The 6,879-nt window shown below is 36.0% G+C and carries 5 protein-coding genes; all 5 read left to right on the plus strand.

The genetic code is table 11. The features are described 5' to 3' along the window. The first annotated feature begins 318 nt into the window (after positions 1-318). Positions 319-1,065 (plus strand): hypothetical protein, encoded by a 747-nt coding sequence (locus ACIR131C_RS0100510; RefSeq protein WP_028088665.1) that lies wholly within the window; start codon positions 319-321, stop codon positions 1,063-1,065. A 97-nt stretch (positions 1,066-1,162) separates the two neighbouring features. Continuing rightward, positions 1,163-1,987 carry a hypothetical protein gene (locus ACIR131C_RS0100515; RefSeq protein WP_028088666.1) on the plus strand — a complete coding sequence of 275 codons (825 nt, stop codon included), beginning with the start codon at positions 1,163-1,165 and terminating at the stop codon, positions 1,985-1,987. After that, positions 1,980-2,858 carry a GTPase domain-containing protein gene (locus ACIR131C_RS0100520; RefSeq protein ID WP_028088667.1) on the plus strand — a complete coding sequence of 293 codons (879 nt, stop codon included), beginning with the start codon at positions 1,980-1,982 and terminating at the stop codon, positions 2,856-2,858. The genes ACIR131C_RS0100515 and ACIR131C_RS0100520 overlap by 8 nt, the downstream gene beginning before the upstream one ends. Before the next feature lie 164 nt (positions 2,859-3,022). Further along, positions 3,023-5,311: a hypothetical protein gene (locus tag ACIR131C_RS21365; protein WP_051347432.1), complete on the plus strand. Its 2,289-nt coding sequence runs from the start codon at positions 3,023-3,025 to the stop codon at positions 5,309-5,311. A 289-nt stretch (positions 5,312-5,600) separates the two neighbouring features. Further along, positions 5,601-6,713 (plus strand): hypothetical protein, encoded by a 1,113-nt coding sequence (locus ACIR131C_RS21370; RefSeq protein ID WP_028088668.1) that lies wholly within the window; start codon positions 5,601-5,603, stop codon positions 6,711-6,713. Positions 6,714-6,879: the final 166 nt, after the last annotated feature.

The raw sequence follows: 6,879 nt of genomic DNA on the forward strand, positions 1-6,879 counted from the left end.
GAATAAACTACCCTCACGAGGTTATTATCTCAGAAGTGTCAAGCGGGGACGGTTTGATTTAGATCCTTATTAGATATTAAGTGAATTTAGGTGTGTAAGTTAAAACCCACCTAATTCCTATCATATACTTAGGCGGGCAGGGATGCCCACCCCACAAGAATTTGACTTACAAATCTGCTGTATATCTGTATATCTTGCAATCAAGAAAATCAGCTGATGATTAATTTTTCAAAACTTGATCTAAAAATGATTATTTGTATCAAAACAATTATTGTATAATGACACTTAAATATACCCAATGTACTAAAGATAATCAAGGTGGGAGTAGTATACATAGGCGATCGCGCAACAGGTAAGACTCACTTAGCACTAGAGTTAGTCAACCCCAAAGGTGAATATGTCAAAGTTGCCAATCTCGATTATGACAATCTGAGGGTGCAATTGTTGGATGAGAACTCACAGCCCTACGCAACACCTCGGCAAATGCCACACCCCAGGTATTTAGAGATGGAGGTGCGGCTACCGTCTGGTAATAAGCAAATGGTGGTAGATTGGATTGATACAGCGGGGGGGGTGTGGGACAGGAATTTGCAAAAGGATAGTCCTGAACGATGGAATCAATTTTTACAAACTATTCGTAACAGTGAGGGACTGTTACTGATTCTGCCACCCCATCGGGGCATGGATTTACAACCAGGTACAGATGTGGAGCAGTTTGTCACGCAAAAACAATGGTGTAATCGCTTTGACAGATGGGTGAAATTTTTCCATCACCAATGTCCCAATGTTAGACATTTAGCTATTTGTATCAATAAAGCTGATTTATTTTGTGATTTATCCCAGGAAGGTGGTAAACTGGCTTACAAGCCTTATGGTAGTTCCCTGAACTGGCAGCAGCGGCATACTTATGTTTTACAAAGATATTTCCGTCCGATTTATTCCCAATTAGAACAATTGAATAATGGTCTTTCCGGTGGCTCGGTGCGGTGTTTTATTACATCTATTCATCATCGAGGTTTATTAGAATTACCTTGGATTTATTTGGGTAGTTTTTTAGCGAAATAGGTAGAAATTATGTTAAACAAATTTTTTCATAGATTGAAACCATCGCCGGGGCTATATTCGTCATTCTCTGTTCTTTAAATAATTAAAAAGGTGTAACATGGGCAACATTTATGTAATCGGACCACGTGCTTCTGGCAAAACTACTTATTTAGCGGCTTTGGCTTATCAACCATCAAGAGCAAAGCAGAAAAATAAAAATTTTAAAGTTCAAGCGTTGAATGAAGAAACTAGAGAATTAGCAGACAAGGCGGAAAACATTATTTTAGAGGGTGCATCCTTAGAACCTACTGAAAAATATGTGAGAACAATTGATGATTTAAAAGTATATTCATTTATGATTGAGATTGAAAGAAAATGGCAAAAAACAGAAAAAATTAATTTAGCAGTACGAGACTACCCAGGGCTAATTTTTGATGAGTTAGAATCAGTGTCTGCTGATCCATTACATGAAGAATATATGAATGAGTGTTTAAGTAAAGATTCTCAAGGGTGTTTAATTTTATTAACAGAGTGGAGACAAGGAACAGATAAATTTTATAAACGAGTCTTTAAAAGGTTTATAGATTTAATGGATAAACAGGGAAGATTGCATGATTTACGGTTAGCTGTAGCCATGAGTAAATGTGAACGGGGGGAACTGTGGCCTGGTCGTTTAGATCCTGAAAATGATTTATTTGCTATTCATTTCCCGGAAACACTGTCATTTTTAAAAGACAATATTTCTCATAAAAATTTACAGTTTTATGCCATATCTACCTTTGGGGTTTTAAGAAATAAAGATCCGCGCCCCAATCGTAAGGAAGAATTAGGACAAGGGGGCAGATATTCAGTGTTACGAGAAACCGATAACTGGTCGCCCTATGGCATGATTTCACCTCTCTATTGGTTAAGTACAGGTAAGAGGATGAAAGAAGATGTTTAATTTATTTAAGAATAAAAATCAGACCCCATTACAAAGCAGTGCGGTGTTGCGAGTTATAGGCGATCGCTCTTCTGGAAAAACTACATATATGGCCTCCTTAGCCCGATGGCCAAATGCTGATCCTGATAGTCCAGTTCAGGCTGTAACGGCTGTGGACGAAGGGGGAGAAGACTTACTTAGTAAAGCTCAAAATATCTTAGAACAAGGGTTAGAACTAGAAAAAACTCCATTAGCTTTAAATGTATCAGGATTGGCTGATTGCACTTTACAAATTACCCTGAAAGAAAAAAAATTAGGTTCTAAATTACTGAATTTAAATATCAGTTCTAAAGATTATTCTGGTGAATTTTTCGATGGTTTATTACATCGCGGTAAAAATACCCAATTAGATGATTATTTAGAAGACTGTTTACAGTGTAATGGTATTCTGTTTTTGGTTGATGGTAGTAGTCGGCGCAAAGATTTAGAATATGCCAATGGTTTAGATAAATTGCTGTTAGCACTTGACCGGAATGATCTGGGTGGAAGTAAGCGGCGCATTGCCTTAGTATTGAATAAATGTGAACAATCTGATTTGTGGGTAAATCGAGATAAACCAGCGTTCTTAGCATCAGCAAGGTTTCCCCAAGTTTGCAGGAAATTACAATCATGGCAACAAATGGGAGGAGGTGATATAGAATTTTTTACAGCTTCGGCTTTTGGGATGTTGGGTAGTAAATATCCAGAGCCAAATGTTAACTTATTAAGTAGAAGTAGGGGAGGGGTAACAGCAGTAATTAAAAATCCCAAACTTTGGCGGCCTTTTGGTTTAGTTGCTCCTATTTATTGGCTTTGTACAGGTTCACGTCATCAGGAATTAGATCATGTATGAAAGGAGATCCCCGTTTTCTACCTCTCCCTAACCCTCTCCTACGAGGAGAGGGAACTGGAATGGGAATTTCAAAGCCTCTCTCCTTGCAGGAGAGAGGTTTGGAGAGAGGTCTTTCAATAAACTTTATGATTTCCCAAACATCTTCTTAGATAAAGGTTAAAAACATGAGTTCACCAAATATTGAAATTCACGAATTTAGTACAGGTATTCACTTTCAAGCAAGGGCTAATGGTTGGGTGTCCTTGGGTTTTACAGGACAATATATGAACACAACCATGAAAGATATTCCTACAGTTGTGGAAAGGTCTATTGCTAATCAAGAATTTGCTTTAACTGAAGGATCATCTACAAAAGAACCAGCAATTATCGGACGGGTAGTAGGAAGTGGTGATGATGTTTGGTCTGTCATGGCTGTTGTCACACGAGGACAGGATGAAGTGGGACGCAGTGCGGCTTTTTATCGTTATTTTTTGTGTCAGGGAGATCATAATTTACGGTTTATATTGGCTTGGTGGGAACAAAACCAAAAACCAACATTTAACCCTTTAGATTTTCAAGATAGTCCTTTTTTATTTATGAAAGAATCAGGTTTACCTGAAGTGACAAATGAGGATAAATCTTTACCGTTTGCACAAGATCAAGCAATAGTATTACCAGCAGAAAATCAACATGATTTATATACTCTTAACGCTTTAGCAATCACAAAATTTAACAAGTCTAAAAAAGTTTTACCTGTTGCGTGGGCTTTTAATGTAGAAGCATTAGAAAAACCAGAACGGTTTCAGGTAATTCAACCAGCATCACAAAAGGCTTATGAAGGATTAAAACGAGCTATTGCTAATGCAGGTCAGGTTGTTTCCGCAATAAATGTTGATGAAGCAGCCTTAAAATCTGCCATTCGCAGTTTAATCAATAATTCCACTGTCAAGCCAGAAGTAGTACAGGAAATTGTTAAAGGGTTAGAAAATAAAGAAGTTACCGCTGAATATTGGGAAAAATTATTTAATGCTCAAGGTGCGGAACAAGCCATTAGACAAAAAATTTATAGTCCCCAAATGGTGCGGTTAATAACCCTAAGAGCAATAGTAATTCCAAAAACATTACCGCAGTTTTTAGCATGGTTGAATATTCAAGGGGGTAAAAAACCTGACCAGCATCAAACTATATCTTTAGAGTTGCAAAAAGCTATTCGGGGTTTATTACCTAAGGAACAACTTGCAAAAGGGATTAAATATCTACTATTAGATTTATTAAATCAGAAAATATCTGTAGATAGTCTTTGTTGGTTATTAACCACAGATGGTAGTGCTTGGGTTTATGCACAAAAACAATTTATTACTGATATTCAGAATGATTTACAATTAATTTATCATCATTTTTCTAGTCGTAAGACTGCATCCAAAACCAGTTCTTACCTTAGTCCTAATTCATTGACTACCAGTTATCCTGTGGGGTATGAAAATGATTCACAACTCCATCATGTTCAACCACAACCACCAATTAAAAAGGATTCATGGCAAAATGATTTTAAATGCCAAAAGCAAATTTGGGCAACTTTAATCAATAGTTGGCAAGGTATTCAACAAAGATACTCTAAAAGAGAAGAATATCAACCTTTTGCTGAATTATTTGAAAAGTTCGGAGAATATGATTTAGCTGCATATTTTTATCAAGTGAGTGATGGAATAGTTGACAAAGATTTATATTATGAAGTAGCTAATCAACAACATCGTCGCTCACCTGTTGTTTTTGGTTTACGTCTTGAACCGAAAAAAAATTTAATTGATCATGTCCTTGATTTTATTACTATGGAGGTTGATATGAAAATTCAATTTGTTGTTCCTATTTCACTATTCATGTTAGTCAGTGGTTGGTTTATCGGTACGAAAAATTGGGAATCTTATACTAGTGCAACTGATATTGAAAAATCTTTGTGTAGCAAGACTTTTGAAAAAGATGATAAAAACAAAGATATTAAAAACTGTCCGGTTATAGTTTTAAAGCCAGAGACAAGTTATAGTTTTAGTGAAATCAAGCAATTAGTTCCAGCGGTTGTGGATGATATTGTTAGTGAAAAAACAAAACAAAATCCAGGACTAGTAGAAAAAACAAAAGAAGATATACGAACAAAAGTCGTACAAAAGTTAGAAGGTTTCACAGGAAGTACAGGACTTAAATACGAGGATTTAAAATCTGGTGAAGAACCGACAGATTTAGCGATTCAAAAGCAATGGGTGACAGCAATTTATAATTATCAAATTAAAAAGAATGTAACATATCAAAAAATTGCAAGTAATAAGAATAAAAACAATCAATGTAACCCGCAAATATTCGGGATATGTTTATGGCCATTTGAACAGAAAATTGATACTAGTAATGGTACTGATGATGTAAGAAGTTCTCAGCTTTACCAAAAATTGAAAAATGATATTTTAGCAGCCATGAAACCATAACAGGGAACAGCCAACAGTCAACAAAAAACCCAATCCGTGAGGTAGTAGAGTTAAATTACTCCACCTAGTCCCCCGGATGTATTCTCTCGTTCCCTGGCTCTGCCAGGGAATGCCCACGGGAGGCTCTGCCTCCACTGTATTCCCTCGTTCCCTGGCTCTGCCGGGGAATGCCCACGGGAGGCTCTGCCTCCACTATATTTACTGTATTTGAGGCAGAGCCTCAAACTCTCATTCCCAGCCGGAGTCTGGGAACGAGTTCAAATTTACTAAAAGCTAATTTACGAAATCAATGAACTTAGAAACATCACTAAGACCAGCCATAAGGAAATTAATCCACAGTTCCCAAGTCAAACCGGAAGCGGTGGGGGTAATTGTAGAAGGGTTAGAAAATGAGAATGTCACTGCTGAAGATTGGGAAACTCTATTTAATAAAGAAGGTGCTGAAATTGCCATCAAACAAAAAATTTATAGTCCCCAATTGGTGCGGTTAATAACCCTAAGAGCAATAATAATTCCAGAAACATTACCGGAGTTTTTAGCATGGTTGAATATTCAATGGGGTAAAAAACCTGACCAGCATCAAACTATATCTTTAGAATTGCAAAAAGATATTGGGCTTTTATTTCCTCGTCCTCAAGAGCAACTAACACAAGGGATTAACTATCTACTAATGAATTTATTGAGTAAGCAAATATCGGTAGATTGTGTATATTGGTTATTAACCACAGATGGTAGTGCTTGGTTTTATGCTCAGAAAGAGTTTATTAGCGATGTTAAATATGATTTACAATTAATTTGTGATTATTTTGCTGGACAACTAGACCAGAAATTTTTTAAACGTCGAAAGCAAGTTTGGGCAAGTTTAATAAGTGATTGGAGAAGTATTCAAAAAGGAAATCATAAAAGCGAAGAATATCAACCTTTAGCTGAATTATTGGCAAGGTTAAAAGAATATGAGTTAGCTGCATATTTCTATCAAGTGAGTCAAGGCCATGTTACTAACGATTTATTTCATAACATGACTTATGAAAAATATCTCCGACTTAATTCTAATGAACACAAACTTTCTAAAATCTTGTTTGATGAATTACTTTATCAAGAATATCGCAATTCTCATATTACTGTTTACGGCTTACAGATAAAACGGAAACCGACGTTGATTGAATTTATGAGCAATTTTATATGGGAGAAGTTGATTGTACTCAGTATAAATTTTGCTGGTAGTTTGCTCAAAAACACTATTGAGTTTCTCGTTGATTTAGTCAAGTGGATTATTCAAGCTGTCTTTTGGTTATTTTTGATATCAATGGGTTTAGCTGCTCTTGGTTTCGGACTGCAAAATTTTGGGGTATTTTTTGTAATATTCATATTTTACTTAATTAGTCAAGGTTCAAAAAAATAATTCAGGGAAAATACAGAAAATATGATAATCTACTTTTAGATCATGTTTGTCATTGACTCAAGGTTAAATAGTTCGTAATTTTACCCCCCTTAGTCCCCCCTTGTAAGCAGGGGGTTTTCATTCTCCGAGGTAAAGAAGAAAAGAATAGTGATCTTTTCTTGATAAA

Source organism: Dolichospermum circinale AWQC131C (genome assembly GCF_000426905.1).
GTDB classification, from domain to species: Bacteria; Cyanobacteriota; Cyanobacteriia; order Cyanobacteriales; family Nostocaceae; genus Dolichospermum; species Dolichospermum circinale.